Genomic DNA, 25,091 nt, shown 5'->3' on the forward strand with positions numbered 1-25,091 from the left:
AGTATCGCGTTTCTGGTTTCAAGCTCGTGCCACTCGAAACTGAAACTCGAAACCAGAATCTGTGTTATGCGATCACTTCGGCGGCAATGTGTTCGGTTACGAAGGCCTCGATCACATCACCTTTTTTGACATCGCCATAGTTCGCGATGTTGATACCACATTCCATGCCGTTACGGACTTCACTGACGTCGTCCTTGAACCGGCGCAGAGATCCGATCTTGCCCTTGAAAACGACGACGTTATCGCGCAGCAGGCGAACTTCGGAATCGCGCTTGATGGTTCCGTCTATCACCTGACAACCCGCGACCGTACCGACCTTCGGAATGCGGAAAGTCTCGCGGACTTCGGCGCGTCCCTGGTAGTTTTCTTTGATCGTCGGCTCGAGCAGTCCGCTCATCGCCTTCTTGATCTCATCCTGCAACTCGTAAATGATCGAGTGCAGGCGGATGTCAACTTTCTCTTGTTCAGCCAGCTCTTGCGCCTTACGCTCAGGCCGCACGTTGAAGCCGATGATGATGGCGTTTGACGCCGAGGCCAATAGCACGTCGCTTTCCGTGATTGCGCCTACGCCGGTGCGCAGCACCTTGATTCTGACCTTGTCATTAGACAGTTTGCCGAGCAAGTCTGACAAGACTTCGACCGAGCCCTGCACGTCGCCTTTAAGAATGATGAAAAGTTCTTTGCTGCCGGCAGTTTTCAGCTGCTCCGCAAGGCCTTCCAGTGAAACCCGTGAACTCTTCGCCAGCTGCGCCTCGCGCGCCTTCTGCTCGCGATATTCAGAGACGCCACGAGCTTTCTCGCGATCGGCCACCACTACAAACTGATCACCCGCCTGGGGCAATCCTTCCAGGCCGAGGATCTCGACTGGGGTGGAAGGTGGCGCCTCATCCAATGCGTTGCTGCGATCATCGAACATGGCGCGCACTTTTCCGTACATGTTGCCGACGACGAAGTTATCGCCTACGCGCAAGGTTCCGTCCTGTACCAGGACGGTTGCCACCGGGCCGCGTCCGCGATCAAGCTTGGCTTCGAGAACCACGCCGCTCGCCGAGCGCTCGGGATTCGCTTTCAATTCCTTCAAGTCAGCAACCAGAGCGACCATCTCCAGAAGCAGGTTGAGATTGGTCTTCTGTTTCGCAGAAACATCCACGAAGACTGTGCTGCCGCCCCAGTTTTCTGGCATCAGGCCGCGATCCGCCAATTGCTTCTTCACGCGATCAGGCAGCGCATCGGGTTTATCAATCTTGTTTACGGCTACGATGATCGGCACATCGGCAGCCTTGGCGTGGTCCATGGCTTCCAATGTCTGCGGCATGACCCCATCATCGGCGGCCACCACCAGCACCACAATGTCGGTAGCTTTGGCGCCGCGCGCGCGCATACGGGTAAAGGCCTCGTGGCCCGGGGTGTCCAGGAACACAATCTCTCGCCCGTAAGCCGGAGATTCTTTGTCCTGCACCCTCACTTTGTAGGCGCCTATATGCTGTGTAATTCCCCCGGCCTCTCCACCAGCAACGTTGGTCTCTCGGATGGAGTCCAGCAGGGTGGTCTTGCCGTGGTCCACGTGCCCCATGATGGTCACCACGGGCGGCCGTGCCACTACACCCTGTCGAGCCACTTCTTTTCCAGTGGCAGCTTCCGCCGTTGCTTCCTTGGCGGCTTGCTCTTCAAATGTGATGACGCTCGTCTCCGCCCCAAAGTGGCGGGCCATTTCGATTGCCAACTCGCTATCCAAACTCTGGTTAATAGTCGCAAACACTCCGCGCGCAAGCAGCCGCGCGATAAGATCTTTGGCACGAATTTCCAGCTTCTCCGCCAGGTCTTTAACGCTTATGCCTTCGGCAATAGTGATCGCACGTGTGATCGGCAGCGGCTCAGTCGAAAGCGAGAGCCGGGGGGGCGGAACAAAGCCCTTCATCGGGCCTTCCTTCACGCCACGCGGAACATAACGCTGCCCAGGGCGACGCGATGGCCCACTCGGACGCGCGCCGGGACGAACGCTGGTCGGCGGCGCGCCCGGGCCAACACCCATGGGCCGAACCCCCGTAGGCGACTGCCTGGTGGGGTGCATTGGACGACGCTCGCCAGGACGCAGCGGCGACCGCGACGTCATTGGCCCTGAAGGACGCGGACGCTGGAAAATGGGCTGACCCGGAACCGGACGGCCTGGCGCCGAGCGTCCCGGCGCCCCCGGGCGACTAGCTATGGGACGGCCCGCCATCGGACGGCTCTCTGCCGGCCGAGTCTGCTGGACCGGTGATGTCGCCATCGGCGCTGCCGGCGCCTGCGGCCGATTTGCAATCGGCGCCTTATAGACCGGGCGCGGTCCGGTTTGCGGCACGATCATGCGCCGGGGCGCTATTGGAACGCCGGATTGCGGAGAGGCTGCAGCCACCGGTTGGGCTTGGGTCGAAGCCGTTGGCGGCGCGGCAACTGGAGGTGGCGTAGCCTGCACCGCAGGAGGCGCTGGGATCGAGATCGGCGCGGCCGGCGGATGCGACGCCGCAGTTGGCGCAACCGCGGGCCTGGGAGGAGCCACTACGGGCTTACTCTCCACCGCAGGCGCAGCTGGCGCCGGAGGCTTAACAGGAGTCGGGGTAGCGGCAGGGGTCTGCTGTTTACCAATCGCCTTCAGCACGTCCCCCGGTTTGGAAATATGAGAAAGATCGATCTTGGTCTTGATGGTGTCGTCAGCACGGGCAGAGCGGGAGGGTTTCGAAGACGCAGCTTGGGCCTCTGCCTGGGCGCGGAAATACCCCCGCACTTTCTCCGCCTCGTCTATCTCAAGGGAGCTGGAGTGGGTTTTTTTCTCTGTGACCCCGACCGCTTGCAATGCGTCAAGGATGGACTTGCTCTTTACTTCCAACTCTCTGGCCAGGTCGTTAATACGAATCTTCTGCATCCGCCGTCTATTTCCTCCGTTACTACCCGTTAAGTTTTCATATCAACCTCACGGTTAAGTCTCACAACACCTACACTCGCTATCATTCTTCGCCTGGGGGAATAATCTTGTCCTCAGGGCCCGCCGGCCGTTCGTGCGTGGTCACCTCGGACTCGTCAGCGGGAGGTGCGTCTTCAACCCCTTCGACGGCGCTCGCTTCGAAGGCCTGACCGTCTTCTGCCAGCTGTTCGACGCTCTCGGGCGCGTCCACCGGGATGTTGGGCAAGCCCAGAGTATCGCCCGATTGCCCCGCCGCTTCCGGCCCCAGTTCCTCACCCATTGCAGCACCGGTCTCGGGTATCTCGCCCGGGCGGTCAATCTCAGCGGGCAGTTCTTCCGCTTCCAAGCTAGAAAAGTAATTATTCACCGCAATGCTGATTTTTTCCACCGTTTTGGGGCCTATGCCAGGAATCGCCTCTAGTTGCTCCGGAGTCATGTCCGCCAACGCTTCCACGGTCGTAATACCGGCAGCAATCAGCTTCTCCACGACCCCCTCACCCAATTCGGGCACTCGCTCCAGTGGCGTGGCAGCCGACCCAACTAGCGCCGTCATCTGCTGCTCCACTTCCTGGCGCTTTTCCTCTTCGCTCTTGATGTCGATCTTCCAACCCAAAAGTTTGGCCGCGAGGCGTACGTTCTGCCCCTTCTTTCCAATGGCCAGAGAGAGCTGGCTGTCATCCACTATCACTTCAAGGTGCTTGTCAGCGGCGTCAACCACGGTAACCCGGCTGACCTTCGCCGGTTGCAGCGCCTTCTCCGCGAATGAGACCGCGTCTTCCTGATACTCGATGATGTCAATCTTCTCGCCGCGCAGCTCACGAATAATGGACTGCACGCGCATGCCTTTCATGCCCACGCAAGCACCCACCGCGTCAACGTCCTTATCTTTCGACATGACGGCGATCTTGGTGCGCTCGCCAGCCTCGCGGGCAGTAGCGCGGATTACCACCGTGCCGTCATAGATTTCCGGAACTTCAGTCTGGAACAAATGCTGTACCAGTTCAGGCGCTGCTCGTGACACAACTACCTGAGGCCCCTTGGACGCCCGCTCTAAACGCGCAATCACTACACGAACGCGCTCGCCCACAGCGAACGATTCAAGCCGAGACTGTTCTTTGCGTGGCATGCGGGCCTCGGCCTTGCCGACATCGAAGATCACGTCCGGCCCTTCCACGCGCTTCACCGTAGCAGTGACGATTTCTCCGATACGATTGATGTATTCGTTGTAAACCGTATCGCGCTCGGCCTCGCGGACCTTCTGGAAGATCACCTGCTTAGCCAGTTGCGCTGAAATTCGCCCCAAGCCTGAGGGATGAGACATCTCGTGAGTGGCCCGCAGGAAGCGAACTTCGCCTCCCGGCTGTACCTCGGCGTCCGCCTTCCTTGCCTCGTCAACCGAAATCTGCAGGTTCGGATCTTCAATCTGCTCGTCCGATTCAACTACGGACTTCACGGCATACACGCGAATGTTGCCAGTGTCCTTGTCCAACTCGGCGCGCATGTTTTCCTGCGACTTGAGGGACTTGCGAGTGGCAATGACCATGGCATCTTCCACCGCGCTGATTACGATCTGGGGATCAATCCCCTTCTCGCGGCTTAAGGCATCAATCGTGTTGAACAGCTCACTTGCCATGACAGTTCTCGTCTTCAGAATTCGTAATTAAAATTCGGGCACCAGGTTTGCTTTTTCAACGTTGCCCAGTTCGATCTCAACGGTCTGCGGCGCGGAACTCTCCGGATGCCGCCGCTTCTCCCGTTTTGAACGCTCGATCTGCAGCGTTAAACGGCCGTCTTGGAAACGCTCCAGCCGGCCTTCGAAGTGACGATTCCCTTCCAGCGGCGTGTGGGTGGTCAGTTTGACCAGGTTTCCCGTGAAGCGGGCGTAATCCGCCGGACGGACCAGCTTGCGATCCAGACCGGGCGAAGAAACCTCGAGCAGATAGGACCCACCAGAAACCACATCCTCAACATCGAGAATCGTCCCCACCTCACGGCTCACGTTGGCGCAATCGTCGTGGGTGACACCACCTGGTTTGTCAATGAACACCCGCAGCATGCGTGCTTTGCCGCCGCCGCGGAACTCTACGTCCACTACTTCCAGCCCGCTGGACGCCGCCACACGTTCTACGACGGCGCGTACTTGATCAATGTCCAACGCCATGAAAGCACCGGGTTTAGGGGCTTCCGTTTCAGGCACCGCACCGGCCAAAACACCTTCAAACAAAAAGTGGGCTTGCGCCCACTGGTGTGCTTCGCCAAAACGGTATTACACAACAGTAACTCGACTAATATGATACCCCGCTCGGGGGCAAAAGACAAACCATCAGACCGGCTTTCGAGATCACCGGGAAGCGCGAGAAATCAGCGCACCGTTAGTTATTTGATGCCTTCGAATCCCAAATGATTCTTGCCCGGAGACTCTCTGTTTGCACACAACCTGCAAGCTTCTCTACAATAAAGTTTCAACTGAGACCAACCTATGATTCATTTCCCGGTGCCTGAGGCACTCACCTTCGATGACGTGTTGCTGCTGCCGGCCCGTTCCGAGGTTGTACCCGCCGGAGTAAACACCCAGACCAGGCTGACCCACAACATCATCCTGAATATTCCCATCATCAGCGCGGCCATGGATACCGTCACTGAATCGCGGATGGCCATCGCCCTCGCTCAACAGGGGGGAATGGGAATTATCCATCGTAACCTCAGCATTGACCAACAAGCGAACGAAGTAGACAAGGTGAAGCGTTCCGAAAGCGGCATGATCGTTGATCCGGTGACCATGTCGCCTGACGACAAAGTTGCGGACGCTCTGGAAGTGATGCGTAAGTACAAGATTTCTGGCGTGCCTATTACCAAAAACAAAAAGCTCGTCGGCATTCTCACCAACCGCGACTTGCGCTTCGAAACCCGCACTGACATTCCCATCAACAAAGTAATGACCAAGGAAAACCTGATCACGGTTCCTGTGGGCACGACTTTAGAGGAAGCCGAGCACATCCTGCACAAGCACCGGGTAGAGAAGCTGCTGGTGGTGGATGACAAGTACAACCTCAAGGGCCTGATTACCGTTAAAGATATCCAGAAAAAGCTGAAGTATCCCAATGCAGCCAAAGACTCCCAGGGACGCCTACGCGTCGGGGCCGCCATCGGCGCAACCGGCGACTACCTGGAGCGCGCGCAAGAGATGGTGAAGAACAAAGTAGATGTCCTTTCCATTGACAGCGCGCACGGACACTCGACACGGGTTCTGGACGCGATAAAAGAAGTGAAATCCAAGCTGCCGGAGGTGGATCTGATCGCCGGCAACGTGGCCACATTCGAAGGCGCCTGTGAACTGGCGCGTACCGGAGCCGATGCCATCAAGGTAGGGATCGGTCCCGGTTCGATCTGTACCACGCGTGTGGTAACTGGCGCGGGCGTACCGCAGATCACGGCAATTGCAGAGGCGTACCGGGCGACGCGTGAGGCTGGAATCCCGGTAATCGCAGATGGCGGCATCAAGTACTCGGGCGACATCAGCAAAGCCCTGGCTGCTGGCGCCGCGATCGTCATGGTTGGGTCGTTGCTGGCAGGTACCGACGAGAGTCCCGGCGAGACCATTCTTTATCAGGGCCGGACATTTAAGACCTATCGCGGTATGGGATCTCTAGGCGCAATGGGTTCTGGATCCGCGGGTAGTGAGCGCTATTTCCAAAATGCCGACGGAGATTCCTCAACCGCTATGCCCACCGAAGAAGCCGAACAAAACCGCCTGGGCAAGCTGGTGCCTGAAGGCATTGAGGGGCGCGTACCCTACCGCGGCACCACTGCCATGATCGTCCATCAGATGGTCGGCGGATTGCGCTCAGGGATGGGATATTGCGGTTGCGGCAGCATTCCCGAGCTACAGCAAAAGGCGCGTTTCGTGCGGATCAGCGCGGCCGGCCTCCGCGAAAGCCATGTTCACGACGTGATTATCACTCGTGAAGCGCCGAATTACCGGTGGGAATAGCCCCCCTGAATGTCCAATGACCCCGCTGAGGTTGTCCACGCGTCTCCGCGCCTGAGCCTTTGGCGGGCGTGGCTGCCCGCTGTCGTCTGGCTGGTCCTGATTGCAGTGGAGTCAACCGACCTTCTGTCCGCCCGTCACACCGGCTCTGTTCTCCACCGCTTATGGTCCATGCTCTTCGGCCCCATCGATCCGGATCTCTTTGATATTTTGCATGCCGCTCTCCGTAAACTTGGCCACGTGATCGGATACGCTACGTTGAGCGCGTTGCTGTTCCGCGCCTGGCGAGCTACCATCGCGATCTCCAAGCCGGCGCTCTGGAACATTCGCTGGGCGGCACCCGCATTTTTTATGAGCGTCGTGGTGGCTTACCTAGACGAGTGGCATCAGGGATTGATTCCCTCGCGAACGGGCACCGTCCGCGACGTCTTTTTGGATACCGCCGCCGCTCTGGTGGCCCAAATGCTGATACTGGCCTGGTTGCGGAATCGTCGGCTTACGTTGGTTTCTGCTTGAGGGTCGATCGGGTTTAGTACATCGCGCCGTACTTGGTCACTTCCCAGGTACCAGCAGCCTGCTGCTGAGTGGTGATCCAGAGATTTTCTTCGTAAGTGTTGTCGCCATCCTTGCGTTTGGCATGGTATTGCAGAATCACCAGTGGTGGCTGTTCTTCACGGTCGAACAAACTCCACGAAACAATTGGATGTTGCTGCTCGGAGTCGCAGACGAACTTGGCGTAGTGCCAGCGGTAGTCTTTGAACCAACCGGCCAATTGCTGGCGACACTTGCCATCACTCATCGCGTGCAAAACTTTTTCCGCGCTGCGTTCCGGGGAACGATCGCGAACCGGATTAAGCCGGACTTTCAGAGGATATCCGGAGAGCGGGTCCTTCTCTTTCGAGCGGCTCAACACCGGCGGCTGATTTGACAGCCACAGGAGCATCCCAAAGACATAAATCAACAGCAGGACGCCTGCGCCCACTCCAATCCAGATTTTCGCCGGCCGAGACATACTTCTGCTAGCAGTCTAGCTCCATCTCAATGGCCAGTGACCGTGCACAAAGTACAGGTACTTTGGTGCTGTCCAAAAAAGAAAACGCACCCAAATCTGGGTGCGTTCCAAATAACTTACAAGGACAACAGCTTACTTCTCTTTCTCGTCCTCTTCTTCTTTGGCGCTTTCGGCTGGAAGTGCTTCTTGCTGGGCTTGCGCTTCCTCCATCGCCCTTTTCGCTTCGGAGGCCCGCTTGGCGCGCAGTTCGGCACGCTTCTGGCGTTTTTCTTCCTGCAACTTCTCGCTACCCAGCAGTTCGATGAACGCCTTTTCCGCACCATCGCCCTTCTGCCAGCCACCTCTGATAATTCGGGTGTAACCGCCTTCTCGATCGCCGAAACGGGGTGAGAGCTCGAACAGCTTGTCCACCGACTCGCGGGTCATAAGAAAACCACCCGCCAGCCGACGTGCCGCCAGGTCTCCCCGTTTGCCCAGCGTGATCATGCGTTCCACATGCGGACGCATGGCCTTTGCCTTGGCCACGGTAGTCTCAATGCGTTCTTCGAGAATGAGTGAGGTCACCAGGTTGCGCAACAGCGCGCGCCGGTGGCTGGTATTGCGGCCTAATTTCCATCCTGCTTTGAGATGACGCATAGCCGTTCCTTATTGATCCTCTCTCTACCCGCTCAGTACTGCGGGTTTTCTCCATAGATGGTGCCCACCGGTTGTGGCGGCGGTTGAGGTCCGGGCACGGCGTTGCCGTGCTCATCAATTTTCATGCCCAGGCTCAATCCCATGGTGGCGAGGATCTCTTTGATCTCGTTCAGCGATTTCCTGCCGAAATTCTTGGTCTTCAGCATTTCGGCTTCTGTTTTCTGGACCAGTTCGCCAATGGTCTGAATGTTGGCGTTCTTCAGGCAGTTATAGCTGCGGACCGAAAGCTCGAGTTCCTCCACGGAACGGTTGAGGTTCTCGTTGCGGATCTCCGGCTTGCGCTCTTCGCTGGAGGCCATGGTCTCCAGCTCTTCTTCGAAGTTGATGAAGATATTCATGTGGTCCTTCAGCAACTTCGCCGCCAACCCAATCGCATCCGCCGGAGCTACCGACCCGTTGGTCCATACTTCAAGAGTCAGCTTGTCGTAGTCGGTGATCTGGCCCAGACGAGCGGCTTCCACCGTGTAATTGCACTTGCGCACCGGCGAGTGAACTGAATCGATTGGAATAAATCCGATCCCCAGGTCCTCATCGAAATTCTTATCTGCGGAAACGTAGCCACGGCCGCGCTTCAAGCGCATTTCCATGTCCAGCTTGCCGCCTTCGCTGACGGTGGCGATATAGACGTCTTTGTCCAGGACTTCGACGTCTGCGTCGGCCTCGATCATCCCTGATGTCACCACGCCCGGCTGCTCGGCACGCAGGTAGATGGCCTTAGGGCCCTCACCATTCAGCTTAAACGGTACCTGCTTCAGGTTGAGGATGATGTCGGTTGCATCCTCGACTACTCCGGGGATGGACTGGAATTCGTGCAGCACGCCCTCAATCTTCACTGCAGTGACTGCCGCGCCCTCAATCGAGGACAGCAGCACACGGCGCAGCGCGTTGCCGATGGTAGTTCCAAAGCCACGCTCAAAGGGCTGGGCCCAGAACATTCCGTATTTATCGGTTAGACTCTCCGTGTCCGTGGCGAGCCGTTTTGGTTTTTGAAAACCTTTCCAAAGCATTTGTTTCTCCTTTTCGGCCATGTTGCTCAGTTCGGCTTCCCGGCAGGCCCAAAAAACCGGGTCAAGCGCCGAAACCGGCGGATCTGGCACGAAGATACAGGCCATCAAAACCAGTTTCGAGTCTGCCAGTTTCGAGTTTCCGGTGTGAAACTCGAAACTAACAACTTGAAACTGCTTATTTCGAGTACAGTTCCACGATCAACTGCTCGTTGATCGGGAGGTTGATCTCTTCACGCTTGGGCAGATTCACCACTCGCGCCTTGAAATTCTCGCGGTCCACTTCCAGCCACGTCGGCACCGTTTGATGAGAAGTAAATTCGCGCGCCTGCTCAATGGCTGTCAACTTGCGACTCTTCTCGCGAATTGCCACCTGGTCCCCCGCCTTGACCTCGTATGAGGGGATATTGACCTTGCGGCCGTTCACCTCAACGTGGCCATGACGCACGAGTTGCCGCGCCTGACGACGCGCGCCAGCAAATCCCAGGCGATAGATCACGTTGTCCAGACGGCGCTCAAGCTGTTGCAGAAGCAGAAAGCCGGTGACCCCCGGCGAACGGGAAGCCTTTTCAAAGTAGTTGCGGAACTGGCCTTCTTGGGTAAAGAAGATACGCTTGGCTTTCTGCTTTTCGCGAAGTTGCAGACCGTAGCCTACAACCTTGGCCTTGCGATCTTTACCGTGCTGTCCAGGAGCGAAATTGCGCTTCTCAATGGGACACTTATCGGTAAAACATTTTGCCCCTTTGAGGAACAGCTTCATGCCCTCGCGGCGGCACAGACGACATACTGGACCTTTATAACGTGCCAATTTTCTTCTCCTTTATTCTGGATCGGTTTACGGGCATGGCGGCCTTTCTTCCCGATCAAACTTGAAACTATACTCTTCGCCTTTTCGGTGGCCGGCACCCGTTGTGTGGGATGGGCGTGACATCGCGAATCTGGCGTACGTCAATTCCAGCGGCAGCGAGAGCACGAATTGCCGATTCGCGTCCCGAACCTGGCCCACTGACCCGCACTTCCACGCTGCGCACCCCGTGCTCGCGCACCATATTGGCCGCATTCATGGCCGCCTGCTGCGCCGCAAACGGAGTACCCTTGCGCGAGCCGCGAAAGCCCAGTGACCCGGAACTCTTCCAGGCGAGCACATTGCCGGCCTGATCGGCGATGGTCACGATGGTGTTGTTGAAGGACGCCTGGATGTGCGCCACGGCATGCGGGACATGCTTGCGCTCCTTCTTCTTGAACTGCTTCTTCTTTCCTTTTTTCTCCGGTGCAGCGGGAGCGCCGGTGGTTGCAGCAGCGGGAGTAGTTGGTTTAGCCATAAATTATGTTTTTGCCGTCGCTTTCTTCTTCTGGGCAACCGTCCCGCGACGCGGTCCTTTGCGGGTACGGGCGTTGGTGTGGGTGCGCTGGCCACGCACCGGGAGGTTGCGCCGGTGCCGATAACCGCGGTATGAGCCGATTTCGATCAGCCGCTTAATATGCATGGACTGGTCTTTGCGGAGGTCGCCCTCAACCCCACCCTCGGCTTCGATTGCCTGGCGGATGCGGTTGACCTCGTCTTCGCTCAGGTCCTGTATTTTCTTCACCCCGTCAACGTTGGCAATTCCCAGCAGCCGTCGCGCGCGAGAATGCCCAATTCCGTAAATATAAGTCAAGGCGATATCAGTGTGCTTGTTGCGCGGAAGGTCCACGCCTGCAATACGTGCCATGTGTTACCCCTGCCTTTGTTTGTGCTTGGAATTTTCGCAGATCACCCGCACCACTCCGCGGCGGCGAATGACCTTGCACTTGTCACAAATCTTTTTAACTGAAGCGCGTACCTTCATAATCGGTTCCTGGTTCCGTTCCCTACCCTGAAATAGCTGAAAATGTGGCCTTTATATTGATTCACTTGTACCTATAAACGATTCGCCCGCGGGTCAGGTCGTAGGGCGAAAGCTCCACCGCGACTTTGTCCCCCGGTAGTATGCGGATGAAGTTCTTCCGCATCTTTCCTGAGACGTGCGCCAACACCTGGTGCTTGTTTTCCAGTTCCACTCGAAACATCGCATTGGGCAACGGCTCCAGCACCGTAGCCATTACTTCGATCGCATCTTCCTTACTCATGCACTCCTAACTTAGCTATGCGTTATCACTGAGTCAAAATCAGGGGTCCGTCTTTGGTGACCGCAACACAGTGCTCAAAATGGGCGCTGTAGCTTCCATCTTCGGTCACCGCCGTCCAATTATCGTTCAACAACCGCGCTCCCGGACGACCCGCATTGACCATGGGCTCGATGGCGAGCACCATGCCTTCCTGCAGGCGCGCTCCATGGCCGCGAACGCCGAAATTTGGCACCTGCGGCTCTTCATGAAGCTGCGTCCCAATTCCGTGCCCCACAAACTCGCGGACCACATTGAATCCGTTTGACTCCACGTACTCCTGGACGGCGGCGCCCACATCCCCCACCGAATTTCCTATGACCGCCTGCTCAATTCCACGATAGAGCGAACCTTCTGTGACCTCTAACAGCTTCTTCAGCTCGGCCGGCGTGTGGTTGCCCACCGGAACGGTGATCGCCGCGTCCGAGTAATAGCCATCGAGCACCACGCCGCAATCAATGGAAACGATGTCGCCTTCGTTCAGCACCCGCTTGCTGGAAGGAATTCCGTGCACGATCTCCTGATTCACTGAGGTGCAGAGCACGCAGGGATAATCGTGGTAACCCTTGAATGCCGGTTTAGCACCGAGTTCCTTGATGCGTTTTTCCGCAGCGCGTTCCAGGTCCATGGTACTCGCCGACGGAGTTGCCAGTTCCCGCACGCGCTCAAGCACCTGACGCACAATCTGTCCGCTGCGGCGCATTTTCTCAATTTCTGTCGGCGACTTGCACACGATCGGCATTCTCTCAAGCGCTCCAGCTTGGACTCTTCATGTCTGCGCCGCGAGAACGTTCAATGACCCTCAAAACCTGCGAAGTCACAGCATCAACATCCAAATCCGCATTCACGTGCACCAGCTGGCCCTGCTTCGCGTAATAATCGGCCAAAGGTCGAGTTTGTTGCTCGTAAGCTTTCAGACGCTCCGCGATGACTTCCCTTCGATCATCGCTGCGGGCCACCAGCGGAGTTCCGTCGAAATCACAGAGCTGGTCAACGCGAGGAGGCTGAGTGATAACGTTATAAATGCGGCCACAGTGAGCGCAATAGAGCCGGCCGGTAAGCCTCTCAATAAGATTATTGTAGTCGACGTCCATCTCTATCACAATCAACGGCCCGCACTGGGCTCGCCCTTTGGCCCGCTTACTTTCCAGAAAACCGTCCAACCAACCCGCCTGCACCGGCGTACGCGGATACCCGTCAAGGATGAAACCGCGCCGACAATCTTCTTCCCCAAGCCGTTCCCGCACCATTTCATTTACCACGTCATCGGACACTAACTCGCCCCGATCCATGACTTCCTTTGCCTGTCGGCCCAAAGCCGTTCCGCGCGCGATATTCTCGCGCAGCAGGTCGCCGGTTGAGACCTGCGGAATCCCGTAATGCTCGGCGATGCGCTTGGCCTGGGTCCCCTTGCCCGCCCCTGGCGGCCCCAGGAGGATGATCGGACCAACCTTACCTGAGTTCTTCTCCACCATCGCCCTGGCCTTGCGTCTCTTCTTAACTCCGCTTCGCCTCGTCATTCGAGACGCCACCCTTGCAACCTGCTACCGGGCTGTCGCCTGCAGTCCCGCAGGACGAAGCAGCCGCGCCTAGCATCCGCGATCACGCCCAGGTACGCCTGCCGCGAATCCGACCGCTGCGCGGGCTGAAGCCCTCATAGTGGCGCATGATCAATTGCGCCTCAATCTGCGTCACCGTATCCATGGCGACGCCCACTACGATCAGCAACGAAGTGCCACCGAAGTAAAAATTGACTCCCAACCCGTTGGTCACCCAAGTCGGAAAACGCTCGAAGAATGAGCCCAACATCCCGGGCAGGTGGTTCAAGTGAATGCCGGCGATCATCCACTCCGGAATGAACGAAATAATGATCAGATAGAGCGCGCCCACCAGCGTAATGCGCGTCAAAATCTCGTTGATGTGATCAGCCGTGCGCCGTCCGGGACGAATGCCGGGAATGAACCCACCATATTTGCGCATGTTGTCTGCAACTTCGGTGGGGTTGAACACAATGGAAACGTAAAAATAGGCGAAGAAAATGATCCCCACCGCGTAAAGCAGCGTATACAGGGGCTCACCCCACTTTAATGCCTCGATGATCGGTCCGATCACCTTGTTATTACGAAAAGCAAAGCCGGCGGTCTGCGGCAAAGTCAAAATGGACGAAGCGAAAATTACCGGCATCACGCCGCCCGCATTCACCCGCAAGGGCAAGTGCGTGGACTGGCCACCCATGATCTTTCGCCCGATGACTCGCTTCGCATATTGCACCGGGATACGTCGCTCGCTGCGCTCCACATAGACGATGAAAGCCACCACCAGCACCATCAGGGCCACCATTAAGAGCACGGCTGGCCCGGTAAAGGCGCCCCACGCATCGGTCCTTATCTTTTCGACAAGGTCAGCGACGCCGCGCGGCAAGCCGGCGACGATTCCGGCAAAAATCAGCAACGACATTCCGTTGCCGACGCCGCGTTCCGTGATCTGTTCTCCCAGCCACATGATGAACGCGCTTCCAGCGGTCAAGGTCAGCATGGTCATCAGAACGAAGCCTACGCCGGGGTTGTTCACAAAGGCAGTACCACCCGCCATGGTAGACCGCTCCAGGCTGTACGCAATACCGAAGGACTGGATGGCACTGAGGATCACCGTCAAATAGCGTGTCCACTGGGTAATCTTCCTGCGTCCGAGTTCGCCTTCCTTCTGTAGCTTGGCCAACGGCTCGTACACTACGGTCAGAAGTTGCAGGATGATGGACGCCGTGATGTACGGCATGATTCCCAGAGCAAAGACGGTTAAGCGACGGAGTTGTCCGCCACTGAACAGGTCCACAAACCCCAGAAAAGTGCCTCGATTCTGCTCAAAGAATTGCTGCAATAGTTCGGCGTTAATGCCGGGCGTGGGAATATGTCCGCCCAGGCGATAAACCGCGAGCAGTCCTAGGGTGAACCCGATCCGCTTCCGCAGATCAGGAATTCGAAATATGTTGGCAAACTTCTCCCACATTTACTGAATGACCTCTGCCTTACCACCGGCCTTAGTGATCTTCTCCTCGGCCGACTTGGAAAATTTATGGGCTTTTACGGTGAGCGCCGATTTCAGTTCGCCGTCCCCGAGTATTTTGACTCGGTCGTCAGGTCCCTTAATAAGACCGGACTTGTGCAACAGCTCGGGAGTGATCGTGCTCTCTCCCAACTCAACCAGTCGCTCGAGGTTTACGATCACGAATTCTTTGCGGAAAATATTGGTGAAGCCGCGCTTAGGCAAGCGGCGATGCAAGGGCATCTGACCGCCTTCAAAGCCGCGCATCATCCGCGATCCACTGCGCGAACGCTGCCCTTTATGGCCGCGTGTGGAGGTCTTGCCCATGCCTGAGCCCATACCCCGGCCCACCCGCTTTTTCTTTTCATTGGCGCGCTTGGGCGCGCGAACTGTCGAAAGATTCATAGTTATTCCTAAGCCCTAAGCTCCCGGGGATTCCACGATCTTCACCAGGTGCGGCACCGCCGCGACCATCCCACGAATGGAGGGCGTATCCTGGCGCTCGATTACCTGATTCAGACGAGTAAAGCCGAGCCCCTTTACGACCAGCTTGTGTTTTTTGGGGGCCGCAATAGCCGAACGCACCCACTTGATCTGGATTGTCCCGGCCGCCGCCGACTTCTTTCCCGCTGTCTTCTTCCTCGCTGTTGCAGCCATGGCTTATAACTCCTCGACCGCTTTGCCGCGCATCGCAGCCACTGCCTCGCGGTTCTTCAGCTTCTTCAAAGCATCGAAGGTTGCCTTGATCACGTTGTGAGGATTGGTGGTGCCGATGGACTTGGTAAGCACATTCTGCACTCCCGCGGAGGTCATCACTGCCCGCACCGCCCCACCGGCAATCACGCCCGTGCCCTCCGGCGCCGGCTTGAGCAGGACCATACCAGAACCAAATCGTCCGAGGACGGTATGCGGGATGGTGGTCTGGTTCAGGTTGATTCGCACCAGGTTCTTTTTGGCCGATTCAATCCCTTTGCGGATGGCTTGGGGAACTTCTTTGGCTTTTCCCGAGCCATACCCCACCACGGCGGCCGAGGGATCGCCCACCACCACCAGGGCTGCGAAGGACAGGTTCTTTCCGCCCTTCACCACTTTGGTGACGCGATTGATCGAAACCACCTGGTCTTTGAGCTGGTATTGTCCAGCGTCGAGTTTCTTAACGGCTGTTGGCATTCTTTACTCTCGATAGCACATCAACACGCGAACGGCATCCCAGCCCCGCTCGTCGCGATCAAAACTGTAAACCTGCTTCTCTGGCAGCATCGGCCAACGCCTTGATCCGGCCATGGTAGAGATAACCGCCACGATCAAAAACTACTTTGCTGATGCCTTTCTCCTTGGCGCGCTCGGCGATGGTCTTGCCAATCTGTTTTGCCGCACCCAGGTTGCCGCCGGTTTTCTTGTCTTTTTTGCCGCCCTCGGCGGTATTGGCTGAGACCAGCGTGCGACCCGCCATGTCATCCACTAATTGCGCGTAAAGATGGTTCAAGGAGCGATACACATTCAGCCGTGGACGCTCCGGCGTACCCATCATGCGCTTGCGAAAACGCTGGTGGATCCTCTGCCGCGATTCGTTTTTTGAAACTTGTGTCAGCATTGTCTGTTCCTATTTCGCTCCGGTCTTTCCAACCTTCTTCTTCAAGCGCTCGCCGGCATAGCGCACACCTTTGTTCTTGTACGGATCCGGCGGACGCAAGGCGCGCATCTCAGCCGCGACCTGTCCTACCTTTTGCCGATCGATTCCGCTCACCGTCAGGCGCGTCTGCTTGGGATCCACTGCCACCTCAACCCCCGAAGGCAACGGATACTCTATGGGGTGCGAGAAACCCAGGCTGAACACGACCGTGTGCTTGCCCTTCATCTCGGCGCGGTAGCCAATGCCCACGATTTCCAACTCCCGTGTCCATCCCTTAGTGACGCCGTCCACGGCGTTATTCACCAGCGCGCGAGCCAGGCCGTGAAGCGCGGCTTGGTCGTCGTTCTCGCGAATCGCAACCAGGTGGCCATCCTGCTGCTCCATACGAATGCCCCGCGGCAAACTGGTTTCCAGCTTGCCCTTGGGACCTTGCACCGCGACGACGTTCCCCTGGATGTTCACTTTTACTTCTTTGGGAAGTGCGATCGGTTTTCTGCCAATTCTCGACATAGCAATTCTCGGTTCTCAGTTCTATCTGCTAATACCGCTCACCAAACTTCGCACAGGATCTCGCCGCCCACACCTTCTCTGCGGGCCTGGCGGCCGGTCATCACCCCGCGGGGTGTGGTCAGGATGTTGATTCCCATCCCGCCCAGCACGCGTGGAATCTCGGTGCGACCCACATACACCCGGCATCCCGGCTTTGAGACCCGCTCCACGTTGGTGATGGCGGCTTCGTTGGCGTTGCTGTACTTCAGGTAAATGCGCAATACTTTCTTGCCTTCTTCTTCCACCGGCTTGAAATTCGAGATATAGCCTTCCTCTTTGAGGATGCGCGCAATCTCCAGCTTCAGCTTCGACGCCGGCACATCTACCTTCTGGTGCCTGGCACGGAGCGCATTGCGCACCCGCGTCAGGAAATCTGCCACCGGATCGGTCAACCTCATCTGCTTGCTTCTCCTAAATCAAGTTTCAGCTCTTTGTAAGAGCTTCTGAAACTCGAAACTCAGAACTTGAAACTCGCAACTAAACTGCCTTACCAGGACGATTTCGAAACCCCGGGAATCTCTCCCCGCAATGCCAGACCGCGGAAACACAAGCGGCAAAGGCCGAACTTCCGCAGGTACGCTCGCGGACGTCCGCAAATCTTGCAGCGGTTGTGCTTGCGCGTGGAAAATTTTGGTTTCTTCGCGTCCTTTACTCTTTTTGCGGTGGTTGCCATTAATCCCTTTCAGCTAGTTCTGAATGTGCACTCAAGCTCTAAACGGCATTCCCATGTGACGCAACAGCGCCCGTGCCTCATCGTCGGACTTGGCGGTGGTCACGATAGTCACGTTCATGCCCTTAAGCTTGTCCACCTTGGCATAGTCAATCTCCGGAAAGATCAACTGGTCACGCAGTCCGAGTGTGTAATTGCCGCGTCCATCGAAGGACTTGGTCGAAACCCCGCGGAAATCGCGGACACGTGGCAAAGCCACGTTCACCAAGCGGTCAAAAAATTCATACATGCGATCGCCGCGCAGCGTGACCATGGCCCCAATCGGCATTCCGGCGCGCACTTTGAACGCCGCAATCGACTTCTTTGCCCGAGTGATCACCGGCTTTTGCCCGGTGATCTGTCCCAATTCGTTCGCGGCCGGATCGAGAACCTTGGCGTTCTGCGTGGCCTCACCGACTCCCATGTTGACCACGATCTTATGCAACCGCGGCACCGCCATCGGGTTTTTCACTTCGAATTCCTTCATCATCGCAGGCTTGATCTCCTGCTCGAAGCGCACCCGCATGCGTGCCGGTTCCTTGCCGCGCGCCTTCTGCTCCTGTGGCCGCTGCTCTTGCTTGGGTTCGCTTGCTTCGCCCTTTTTCTTGTCAGGTTTTGCCATCTTCAATTACCCAATTACTTGATTTCACTTCTCTAGTGTTGTGCCACACTTCTTGCAGACGCGTACCTTCCGGTCGCCCCGCGTTTCATGTCCCACACGCACCGGACCGCAGGTGCCGCACACCAGCATCACATTTGAAATTGCGATGCGGCTTTCCTGTTCGGCAATTCCGCCCTTGACGTTGCGCTGCGGATTGGGCCGCACGTGCTTCTTTGACAACATGACGTGCTCCACCAGGACCTTCGCATCGTTGGGGAACACGCGCAGCACGCGGCCCTCTTTGCCCTTGTCGCGCCCGGTAATCACCCTCACCGTGTCGTTGCGCCGGATATCAACTCTCTTGTGTGCAGTGGTTGCAGTAATCATCTTTTTGACCCGTGTTGCGCTTGTACCTTTTCAGCTTTCCAGTTTCCAAATCCGACTTCCGCAACATGGAACCGGAAACTCGAAATTTTCTTACAGTACTTCTGGCGCCAGTGAAACGATCTTCAAGAACTTCTTCTCGCGCAGCTCACGGGCTACTGGACCGAAAACGCGCGTGCCCACCGGTTCGCCACCCTCGTTGATCAGCACTGCCGCATTTTGATCGAAGCGGATATACGTTCCATCCCTGCGGCGATGCTCCTTACGGGTGCGCACAATGACCGCCTTCACCACCGTCCCCTTTTTCACCTGACCGTCCGGGGATGCCTCTTTTACGGCGGCCGTCACCACATCGCCGAGGTGGGCGCGCAACCCCGTCGATCCGCCCAGCGGCAGGATCATCTGCAGCTTGCGGGCGCCGGAATTGTCGGCGACCTCGAGCATGGTCCTCATCATCACTGCCATAAAAAGCTCCTTGGATCCCTGCGCCGGCGACTAGCTCGCCTTCGCTTCCGCTTCCTTCTTCTTGCGGCTCTTCACCTGGGCTTTTACTTCCGCACTCGGCTCATCCGCCACCAGCGCGGCCTTCCGTACCACGTCCTTCAGCCTCCAGCGCTTAAGTTTCGAAAGCGGACGGGTCTCTTCGAGCAACACAAAATCACCGACCCGCGCCGTGTTTTGCTCATCATGCGCGTAGAACTTCTTCGAGCGTTGCATCACTCGCCGGTACAAACGGTGAGAGTATTTGCGCGTCACTTCCACCACGATCGTCTTCTGCATCTTGGTGGAGAGCACTTTGCCGATCAGCGTCTTGCGGCGCAACGCTTGTTCTTCAGCCGGACGCTGGGTTGCAGTTTCTGCCATAGCTACTTCTCCCTCTCTGCCGCCAGTTCCTGCTCGCGGAGAACCGTCTTGATGCGGGCGATGTCCTTGCGCAGCCCGCGAATTTTCTTCAGGCTTTCCGTTTGTCCCATCAGCAACTGGAAGCGCAGGCGGAAGAGCTGGTCGGTCAGCTCATGCTCCTGGTGCTTCAGTTCCACGTCGGTCTGGTTGCGTATCTTTTCAGCCTTCATAATTTTCCTAGTGTGCGCCTGCCCCGTGGCGCGCCACCAAACGGGTGCGCAGAGGCAGTTTGTGTGACGCCAGTCGCATGGCTTCGGCGGCGTCTTGCGGCGTTACCCCTTCCATTTCGAACAGAATCTTGCCCGGCTTGACCACGGCCACCCAGTGGTCAGGCGCGCCCTTGCCTTTTCCCATACGAGTCTCAGCCGGCTTCTTGGTGACCGGCTTGTCGGGAAACAGGCGCAGCCATATCTTGCCTCCGCGCTTAATGAAGCGCGTCATGGCCACACGGCTGGCTTCGATCTGCCGATCGGTGATCCAGCCTGGCTCCAGCACCTTCAACCCGTAGTCCCCGAAAGCCAGCTCCGAGCCGCGCCAAGCCTTTCCGGTCATACGGCCGCGCTGCTGCTTGCGGTACTTAACTTTCTTCGGCATCAACATAAGCTGTTCTCAGTTCCTTACGCTCTCTCAGAAGCTGGGTGCGGCAGCCTGCTGCGGTTCGCGCCGCTTTTGCGCCAGAATCTCACCGCGATAAATCCAGCACTTCACCCCAATGACTCCATACGTGGTCTTTGCTTCAGCAAGGCCGTAGTCAATATCAGCCCGCAGCGTGTGCAGCGGCAGCCGGCCCTGGAGGTACCACTCCGAGCGCGCGATTTCATTTCCGTTCAAACGTCCGCCTACCCGCACCTTGATTCCCTTGCAACCGAAGCGCAGCGCCGAATCTACAGCCTTGCGCATCGCGCGGCGGAAGCCCACGCGCTTTTCCAACTGCAGTGCGATGGACTCCGCGACCAATTGCGCGTCCAGTTCCGGCTTGTGCACTTCCTGAATGTCAATGTAAACATCACGGTTGGTGCGCTTCTGCAGATCAATCTTCAGCTTGTCAATCTCGGCGCCCTTGCGCCCAATAATGATTCCCGGCCGCGCGGTACGAATAATGATCCGCAGCTTGTTGCCCGGGCGCTCGATCTCGATTGAGCTCACCCCCGCCGACTTTAGCTTGTCCTTGAGCTCGGCTTTGAGTTTTAGGTCTTCCAGCAACAGCTTGTCGTAGTCGCGCTCCACAAACCACCGCGACTTCCACGGCTTGGTGTAGCCGAGCCGGAATCCATATGGATGGACTTTTTGTCCCATAAATCTCCTCTACGATCTTGCCTTTGCCGTCTTCTTGCCGGCGGCGGATTTCTTGCTGGCCTTGGCTTTCACTTTGGCCTTCCCCGCAGTCTTGCCTGCTGTGCGGGCCGGTTTCGCGGTCACGCCCTCTTCACCGACCACTGTGGCAGTGCCCTCGCGACCCGCATTGCGCTCCGCCAACGCGATCTCAATGTGCGCCATGCGGCGTTGGTACCGATAGGCGCGACCCATGGGAGCGGGACGAATCCGCTTCGCTCGCGGGCCATCATTGGCTACCGCGCGCAAAACGAACAGGTTGTCCACATCCACGTCCATGCCTTTTTCCTGGCTCAGGTAATTGGCGTTCTGGACTGCTGAACGCAGCAACTTCTCCACCGTGCCCGCTACCCGCTTCTTGGTGAAGGCCAGAGTATTCATGGCCTCTTCCACGCGGCGGCCCTTGATCAAATCCAGCACCAGGCGCGCCTTCTGCGGCGAGACTCGCATGTACCGGGCTTCAGCTCTGAATTCCATCTCTCTATCTCTCCGTTACGACTTGGGCGCTGCTGGCGCCGGTGTTCCCGCGGCTCCAGACGTCGGCACTGGTGCTCCCGGACCGCCGGGAACGCCCGCCGGTTTGGCTGCGGCTTCTGTGGCCGCTTTCATTGAGTGACCCTTAAAGCTGCGCGTGAAACTGAACTCGCCCAGCTTGTGGCCCACCATGTTCTCGGTGACGTACACGGGAATGAACTTCCTCCCGTTGTGCACCGCGATGGTGTGCCCCACCATTTCTGGAACAATGGTCGAGCGCCGCGACCAGGTGCGCAGCACTTTTTTGTCGTTTCGCGCGTTCATGTCCTCGATTCGCTTGAGCAGGAAACCGTCAATGAACGGACCTTTTTTAGTTGACCTTGCCATAATCAGCTCTCACTTATTTCGTTCGGCGGCTCACGATCATCTTCGCCGTCCGCTTGTTGTTGCGCGTTTTGTAACCGCGCGTTGGTTGACCCCACGGGGTCACCGGATGCCGCCCGCCGCTGGTCTTGCCCTCACCACCGCCGTGCGGATGGTCCACTGGATTCATGGCCACGCCTCGGTTGGTGGGACGCCGTCCCATCCACCGCGTACGTCCCGCTTTTCCGATGGCCACGTTTTCATGGTCCAGATTGCCCACCTGCCCGATACTTGCCAGGCAGTCCTGCAACACTTTGCGGGTTTCGCCCGAGGGCAACTTGATTAATGCGTAGTCGCCTTCTTTGGCCACCAACTGGGCGGCTCCGCCGGCGGAGCGCACCATCTGCGCCCCTTTGCCCGGTCGCAGCTCCACGTTGTGAATGGTGGTGCCAGGCGGAATATTGCGCAGGGGCAAGGCGTTGCCGACCAGAATGTCGGCTTCCGGCCCGCTCACGACTTTCTGTCCGACTTTTAAACCCACCGGCTGCAAGATGTATCGTTTTTCGCCATCCGCGTAGCTGAGCAGTGCAATCCGCGCCGAACGGTTGGGATCGTATTCGATCGAAACCACGGTCGCCGGCACGCCCGCTTTGTCGCGCTTGAAATCAATGATGCGCAGCCGCCGCTTGTGTCCGCCGCCGCGCCGCCACACCGTAATGTCGCCGCGATTACGGCGGCCGCTGATGCGCTGTTTGGCTACGGTCAGCGGCTTGTGCGGCCGGTCCGTGGTCAGCTCTTCATTGACCAGGGTGGTCTGGAACCGCAAGGTTGATGTAATCGGTCTAAAAGTTTTAATCGCCATAATCAGCTCTCTACAAGTTCTGCGCGTACTCCGGCATCTTTTCGCCGCTCTTGAGTTTTACGTAAGCCTTCTTCCAGTCCGGGCGGTAGCCCGCAAAACGTCCGCGCCGCCGCTCCTTGCCCAGAAAGTTGGAAGTGCGCACCGTATCCACCTTCACCTTAAAAATAGATTGCACGGCTTCCTTAATCTCGGTCTTGGTCGCCGTGGGTGCCACCTGGAAGACCAGTGTCGCCTCAGTCTCTTTCACTCCTAGCCCTTTTTCCGTGATGATGGGGCGCCGAATGATCTGGTAAGCCGACTTCATTACGCTACCTCCGCCGTCTTGCGCGCCCGCTTCCGCGCAGCAGCCGGTTTGGCTTCTGTGGTTGCCTTCTGCCGTTTCGAGGCGGCCGACTTTAGCGAATCCTGCAACCGCTCCAGCGCCGGTTTAGCAAAGATCGCGCGCTCATATCGCAGCAAGTGATACGGATGGACGTTATTACCCCGCACCAGTTCCACACCGTCCAGGTTGCGCGAGCTGAGTTCCAGATTGCGGTTCTCAACTTTCGCTGCCTCTACGACAAGAGTGCTGCCGTCGCTTTTTAAGGCATCCAGCGCTTTGCGGAACTCCTTGGTCTTCGGCTCTTTTAGTTCAAAACTTTCCACGACCGTCAGCTTGCCATCCGCAAACTTCGCGGCCAGCGCCGAGCGCAATGCGCCCAGCAGCTTCTTCCTGGGAAACGCGTATTCATAAGAACGGGGCTGCGGCCCATGCACCGTTCCGCCATGCCGCCACAATGGCGAGCGAATGGATCCGACACGCGCGCGACCGGTTCCCTTCTGTTTCCACAGCTTCTTGCCCGATCCCGAAACTAGCTTGCGGTTCTTGGTAGCATGGGTGCCGGCGCGCTGTGCTGCGCGATACTGCTTCACCGCTTCCCAGAGCAAGTCTTCGTTCACTGCGCCAAAGACTTCGTCTGACAGCTCGAAGCTGCCGACCTTCTTGCCGCTCAAATTGAAAACGTCAATTGATGCCATAACTTTGCTCGTGTGGCGCAGACACTCTTGTCCGCGCACCTTTATTTTTTCTTTGCCGCCTGGCGCTTGGCTGCCTTCAGCGGGTCAACCGTGGTCACACCCGCGAATCCACGACGCTCTCTAGGCGGCTTTTTCGCTTTGTTGATGATCACGTAACCGCCGTTGGGTCCGGGCACACTGCCTTCCACCACCAGCAGGTTGTCTTCTTTGTCCACGCCCAGCACGCGCAGATTCCGCGAGGTCACCCGGTCGGTTCCCATGTGTCCCGACATTCGCATTCCTTTAAACACACGCGAGGGAAAAGCCGAAGACCCGATCGAACCTGGGATTTGGAACATCGATCCATGCGATTTGGGACCGCCGCCAAAATGGTGACGCTTGACCACCCCGGTAAAACCCCGTCCCTTGCTGGTTCCAACCACGTCCACAAACTTTTCGCCTTCAAAGATGTCAACCAGCACGCGGTCTCCCGCTTTAGTCTGGTCGCCGTCCCCGCTGGTCGCATCAACCTCGATGTCAACCTCGCGCAGAAATCGCATCGGCGGAAGGTTGTGCTTGCCAAAGTGTCCCTTCATGCCTTTACTCAGTCGCGATTCCTTGACGAACTCGACCAACCCAATCTGCGCCGCCTCATAGCCGTCTTTGGCCGAGGTCTTACGCTGCGTGATCACGCATGGGCCGGCCTGCAAAACCGTCGCTGGGCGGACGTCACCCTTGTCGTCGAACAGCTGCGTCATGCCGACTTTTTTTCCTAAAATTCCGTTGACTGCCATGTTCCCTGTCCTTCAATGTTGGCGCCGCGAAGCGCGCATCTTACTTGTGCTCTTTGCCGAACGCCTTGATCTCCACGTCCACACCCGCGGGCAGGTCGAGCTTCATCAGCGCGTCCACGGTTTGCTGTGTCGGCTCGAGAATGTCGAGCAAACGCTTGTGGGTCCGGATCTCGAACTGCTCGCGCGATTTCTTGTCCACGTGGGGAGAACGCAGGACGCAATACTTGTTCTTCATCGTGGGCAGCGGAATCGGCCCGGCAATCTGCGCGCCGGTGCGCCGTGCGGTCTCCACAATCTCGCCGGTGGATTGGTCGAGGATGCGGTAATCGTACGCTTTCAAGCGAATGCGAATTCTGTCTTTTCCAATCACGTTTTCTCTCGATGCCCCTTCAGCTTCACCTCTCGGTCCCTGAAGGAAAGATCTTGCGGCCAGCTACCGCCGCGTGTTTTAGCTATTTCAAAATCTCCGAAATGGTGCCTGCACCCACGGTGTGTCCGCCTTCGCGGATGGCGAAACGCAGCCCCTTCTCCATCGCCACCGGAGTGATCAGCTCGATGGCCAGGCTGACGTTGTCTCCCGGCATCACCATCTCCGTTCCCCCGGGCAGCTCCGCCACTCCCGTCACGTCCGTGGTGCGGAAGTAGAACTGCGGCCGGTAGCCC

The 25,091-nt window shown here is 57.6% G+C and carries 37 protein-coding genes and 1 pseudogene; 2 read left to right on the top strand and 36 right to left on the bottom strand.

The window, feature by feature from the left end:
• Nucleotides 1-64: 64 nt before the first annotated feature.
• From infB to rimP, 3 genes are all read right to left on the bottom strand, one after another.
• Nucleotides 65-2,902, bottom strand: a complete 2,838-nt coding sequence (gene infB, locus VFA76_15500; protein ID HZR33251.1) for a translation initiation factor IF-2 — start codon at nt 2,900-2,902, stop codon at nt 65-67.
• Nucleotides 2,903-2,984: 82 nt separating this feature from the next.
• The gene (nusA, locus tag VFA76_15505; protein ID HZR33252.1) at nt 2,985-4,574 is read right to left on the bottom strand and encodes a transcription termination factor NusA; all 1,590 of its coding nucleotides are present in this window, start codon (nt 4,572-4,574) and stop codon (nt 2,985-2,987) included.
• A 27-nt stretch (nt 4,575-4,601) separates the two neighbouring features.
• A complete protein-coding gene (gene rimP, locus VFA76_15510) occupies nt 4,602-5,150 on the bottom strand; it encodes a ribosome maturation factor RimP (GenBank protein HZR33253.1) in 549 nt (182 codons plus the stop codon).
• A 270-nt stretch (nt 5,151-5,420) separates the two neighbouring features.
• Between rimP and guaB the strand changes: the two genes are divergently transcribed.
• The gene (gene guaB / locus VFA76_15515) at nt 5,421-6,932 is read left to right on the top strand and encodes an IMP dehydrogenase (protein HZR33254.1); all 1,512 of its coding nucleotides are present in this window, start codon (nt 5,421-5,423) and stop codon (nt 6,930-6,932) included.
• 9 nt (nt 6,933-6,941) lie between these two features.
• The gene (locus tag VFA76_15520; GenBank protein ID HZR33255.1) at nt 6,942-7,445 is read left to right on the top strand and encodes a VanZ family protein; all 504 of its coding nucleotides are present in this window, start codon (nt 6,942-6,944) and stop codon (nt 7,443-7,445) included.
• A 13-nt stretch (nt 7,446-7,458) separates the two neighbouring features.
• Here VFA76_15520 and VFA76_15525 read toward each other — a convergent pair whose 3' ends face one another.
• The 33 genes and pseudogenes from VFA76_15525 to tuf form a co-directional block, all read right to left on the bottom strand.
• Nucleotides 7,459-7,941, bottom strand: a complete 483-nt coding sequence (locus VFA76_15525) for a hypothetical protein (protein HZR33256.1) — start codon at nt 7,939-7,941, stop codon at nt 7,459-7,461.
• A gap of 132 nt (nt 7,942-8,073) precedes the next feature.
• Complete coding sequence (rplQ, locus tag VFA76_15530) at nt 8,074-8,577, bottom strand: 50S ribosomal protein L17 (protein ID HZR33257.1); 504 nt, start codon at nt 8,575-8,577, stop codon at nt 8,074-8,076.
• 32 nt (nt 8,578-8,609) lie between these two features.
• A complete protein-coding gene (locus VFA76_15535) occupies nt 8,610-9,644 on the bottom strand; it encodes a DNA-directed RNA polymerase subunit alpha (GenBank protein HZR33258.1) in 1,035 nt (344 codons plus the stop codon).
• A 175-nt stretch (nt 9,645-9,819) separates the two neighbouring features.
• Complete coding sequence (rpsD, locus tag VFA76_15540) at nt 9,820-10,449, bottom strand: 30S ribosomal protein S4 (GenBank protein ID HZR33259.1); 630 nt, start codon at nt 10,447-10,449, stop codon at nt 9,820-9,822.
• Nucleotides 10,450-10,516: 67 nt separating this feature from the next.
• Nucleotides 10,517-10,963 carry a 30S ribosomal protein S11 gene (gene rpsK / locus VFA76_15545; protein ID HZR33260.1) on the bottom strand — a complete coding sequence of 149 codons (447 nt, stop codon included), beginning with the start codon at nt 10,961-10,963 and terminating at the stop codon, nt 10,517-10,519.
• A 3-nt stretch (nt 10,964-10,966) separates the two neighbouring features.
• Complete coding sequence (rpsM, locus tag VFA76_15550) at nt 10,967-11,353, bottom strand: 30S ribosomal protein S13 (protein ID HZR33261.1); 387 nt, start codon at nt 11,351-11,353, stop codon at nt 10,967-10,969.
• Nucleotides 11,354-11,356: 3 nt separating this feature from the next.
• The gene (gene rpmJ / locus VFA76_15555) at nt 11,357-11,470 is read right to left on the bottom strand and encodes a 50S ribosomal protein L36 (protein HZR33262.1); all 114 of its coding nucleotides are present in this window, start codon (nt 11,468-11,470) and stop codon (nt 11,357-11,359) included.
• Nucleotides 11,471-11,531: 61 nt separating this feature from the next.
• Nucleotides 11,532-11,750, bottom strand: coding sequence for a translation initiation factor IF-1 (gene infA / locus VFA76_15560; protein ID HZR33263.1), 219 nt, complete (start codon nt 11,748-11,750; stop codon nt 11,532-11,534).
• Between the two features lie 25 nt (nt 11,751-11,775).
• Nucleotides 11,776-12,528 (bottom strand): type I methionyl aminopeptidase, encoded by a 753-nt coding sequence (gene map, locus VFA76_15565; protein ID HZR33264.1) that lies wholly within the window; start codon nt 12,526-12,528, stop codon nt 11,776-11,778.
• A gap of 4 nt (nt 12,529-12,532) precedes the next feature.
• The gene (locus tag VFA76_15570) at nt 12,533-13,306 is read right to left on the bottom strand and encodes an adenylate kinase (protein HZR33265.1); all 774 of its coding nucleotides are present in this window, start codon (nt 13,304-13,306) and stop codon (nt 12,533-12,535) included.
• 82 nt (nt 13,307-13,388) lie between these two features.
• Complete coding sequence (gene secY, locus VFA76_15575; protein ID HZR33266.1) at nt 13,389-14,792, bottom strand: preprotein translocase subunit SecY; 1,404 nt, start codon at nt 14,790-14,792, stop codon at nt 13,389-13,391.
• On the bottom strand, nt 14,793-15,233 hold the full coding sequence (rplO, locus tag VFA76_15580; GenBank protein ID HZR33267.1) for a 50S ribosomal protein L15: 441 nt from the start codon (nt 15,231-15,233) through the stop codon (nt 14,793-14,795).
• 15 nt (nt 15,234-15,248) lie between these two features.
• Entirely contained in the window at nt 15,249-15,485 is a 237-nt protein-coding gene (rpmD, locus tag VFA76_15585; GenBank protein ID HZR33268.1) for a 50S ribosomal protein L30, read from the bottom strand.
• A 3-nt stretch (nt 15,486-15,488) separates the two neighbouring features.
• Nucleotides 15,489-15,998, bottom strand: a complete 510-nt coding sequence (gene rpsE / locus VFA76_15590; protein ID HZR33269.1) for a 30S ribosomal protein S5 — start codon at nt 15,996-15,998, stop codon at nt 15,489-15,491.
• 58 nt (nt 15,999-16,056) lie between these two features.
• Nucleotides 16,057-16,422 (bottom strand): 50S ribosomal protein L18, encoded by a 366-nt coding sequence (rplR, locus tag VFA76_15595; protein ID HZR33270.1) that lies wholly within the window; start codon nt 16,420-16,422, stop codon nt 16,057-16,059.
• Nucleotides 16,423-16,431: 9 nt separating this feature from the next.
• Nucleotides 16,432-16,971 (bottom strand): 50S ribosomal protein L6, encoded by a 540-nt coding sequence (gene rplF / locus VFA76_15600; protein ID HZR33271.1) that lies wholly within the window; start codon nt 16,969-16,971, stop codon nt 16,432-16,434.
• 38 nt (nt 16,972-17,009) lie between these two features.
• Nucleotides 17,010-17,408, bottom strand: coding sequence for a 30S ribosomal protein S8 (gene rpsH / locus VFA76_15605; protein ID HZR33272.1), 399 nt, complete (start codon nt 17,406-17,408; stop codon nt 17,010-17,012).
• Between the two features lie 89 nt (nt 17,409-17,497).
• A complete protein-coding gene (locus tag VFA76_15610; GenBank protein HZR33273.1) occupies nt 17,498-17,683 on the bottom strand; it encodes a type Z 30S ribosomal protein S14 in 186 nt (61 codons plus the stop codon).
• Nucleotides 17,684-17,714: 31 nt separating this feature from the next.
• On the bottom strand, nt 17,715-18,245 hold the full coding sequence (rplE, locus tag VFA76_15615; GenBank protein ID HZR33274.1) for a 50S ribosomal protein L5: 531 nt from the start codon (nt 18,243-18,245) through the stop codon (nt 17,715-17,717).
• Nucleotides 18,246-18,365: 120 nt separating this feature from the next.
• Entirely contained in the window at nt 18,366-18,707 is a 342-nt protein-coding gene (rplX, locus tag VFA76_15620) for a 50S ribosomal protein L24 (GenBank protein HZR33275.1), read from the bottom strand.
• A gap of 90 nt (nt 18,708-18,797) precedes the next feature.
• The gene (rplN, locus tag VFA76_15625; GenBank protein ID HZR33276.1) at nt 18,798-19,169 is read right to left on the bottom strand and encodes a 50S ribosomal protein L14; all 372 of its coding nucleotides are present in this window, start codon (nt 19,167-19,169) and stop codon (nt 18,798-18,800) included.
• Between the two features lie 30 nt (nt 19,170-19,199).
• Complete coding sequence (gene rpsQ, locus VFA76_15630) at nt 19,200-19,568, bottom strand: 30S ribosomal protein S17 (GenBank protein ID HZR33277.1); 369 nt, start codon at nt 19,566-19,568, stop codon at nt 19,200-19,202.
• 2 nt (nt 19,569-19,570) lie between these two features.
• On the bottom strand, nt 19,571-19,777 hold the full coding sequence (gene rpmC, locus VFA76_15635) for a 50S ribosomal protein L29 (GenBank protein ID HZR33278.1): 207 nt from the start codon (nt 19,775-19,777) through the stop codon (nt 19,571-19,573).
• Nucleotides 19,778-19,784: 7 nt separating this feature from the next.
• Nucleotides 19,785-20,207, bottom strand: coding sequence for a 50S ribosomal protein L16 (rplP, locus tag VFA76_15640; protein ID HZR33279.1), 423 nt, complete (start codon nt 20,205-20,207; stop codon nt 19,785-19,787).
• A 27-nt stretch (nt 20,208-20,234) separates the two neighbouring features.
• Nucleotides 20,235-20,903, bottom strand: coding sequence for a 30S ribosomal protein S3 (rpsC, locus tag VFA76_15645; GenBank protein ID HZR33280.1), 669 nt, complete (start codon nt 20,901-20,903; stop codon nt 20,235-20,237).
• A gap of 9 nt (nt 20,904-20,912) precedes the next feature.
• Nucleotides 20,913-21,416, bottom strand: a complete 504-nt coding sequence (gene rplV, locus VFA76_15650) for a 50S ribosomal protein L22 (protein HZR33281.1) — start codon at nt 21,414-21,416, stop codon at nt 20,913-20,915.
• 132 nt (nt 21,417-21,548) lie between these two features.
• Nucleotides 21,549-21,800 (bottom strand): annotated as a pseudogene (gene rpsS, locus VFA76_15655) (30S ribosomal protein S19).
• 13 nt (nt 21,801-21,813) lie between these two features.
• Nucleotides 21,814-22,638, bottom strand: coding sequence for a 50S ribosomal protein L2 (gene rplB, locus VFA76_15660; GenBank protein ID HZR33282.1), 825 nt, complete (start codon nt 22,636-22,638; stop codon nt 21,814-21,816).
• A 10-nt stretch (nt 22,639-22,648) separates the two neighbouring features.
• Nucleotides 22,649-22,942: a 50S ribosomal protein L23 gene (locus tag VFA76_15665; GenBank protein HZR33283.1), complete on the bottom strand. Its 294-nt coding sequence runs from the start codon at nt 22,940-22,942 to the stop codon at nt 22,649-22,651.
• Nucleotides 22,942-23,655 (bottom strand): 50S ribosomal protein L4, encoded by a 714-nt coding sequence (gene rplD, locus VFA76_15670; GenBank protein HZR33284.1) that lies wholly within the window; start codon nt 23,653-23,655, stop codon nt 22,942-22,944. The genes VFA76_15665 and rplD overlap by 1 nt, the downstream gene beginning before the upstream one ends.
• 41 nt (nt 23,656-23,696) lie before the next feature.
• The gene (gene rplC, locus VFA76_15675; GenBank protein ID HZR33285.1) at nt 23,697-24,428 is read right to left on the bottom strand and encodes a 50S ribosomal protein L3; all 732 of its coding nucleotides are present in this window, start codon (nt 24,426-24,428) and stop codon (nt 23,697-23,699) included.
• 40 nt (nt 24,429-24,468) lie between these two features.
• The gene (gene rpsJ, locus VFA76_15680) at nt 24,469-24,795 is read right to left on the bottom strand and encodes a 30S ribosomal protein S10 (GenBank protein HZR33286.1); all 327 of its coding nucleotides are present in this window, start codon (nt 24,793-24,795) and stop codon (nt 24,469-24,471) included.
• 85 nt (nt 24,796-24,880) lie between these two features.
• Nucleotides 24,881-25,091, bottom strand: a 211-nt coding sequence (tuf, locus tag VFA76_15685) for an elongation factor Tu (protein ID HZR33287.1), incomplete at its 5' end; no start/stop codon positions are given.

Source organism: Terriglobales bacterium, from assembly GCA_035651655.1.
Classification (GTDB): domain Bacteria; phylum Acidobacteriota; class Terriglobia; order Terriglobales; family Acidobacteriaceae; genus DASRFG01.